This window comes from Bradyrhizobium uaiense (genome assembly GCF_010811875.1).
Lineage (GTDB): Bacteria > Pseudomonadota > Alphaproteobacteria > Rhizobiales > Xanthobacteraceae > Bradyrhizobium > Bradyrhizobium uaiense.
Window position 1 is genome coordinate 1 of the sequence record NZ_VKHP01001195.1, and the last position, 226, is coordinate 226.

The 226-nt window shown below is 60.6% G+C and carries 1 protein-coding gene; it reads left to right on the forward strand.

The features are described from left to right. On the forward strand, nucleotides 1-226 hold a 226-nt coding region (locus FNJ47_RS55825; RefSeq protein ID WP_163163898.1), incomplete at both ends, for a GDP-mannose 4,6-dehydratase.

Sequence of the window (226 nt, forward strand, 5' to 3'; positions counted from 1 at the left end):
CGCGCGTCGACCATCTCTATCAGGATCCGCACGCCGGCAACGTGCCGTTCCTGATGCACTACGGAGACATGACGGATTCGACCAATCTGATCCGGCTAATGCAGCAGATCCGGCCGACCGAGATCTACAATCTGGCCGCCCAGAGTCACGTCCAGGTCAGTTTCGAGAGCCCGGAATACACCGCCAATGCCGATGCCATCGGCGTGCTGCGCCTTCTGGAGGCGAT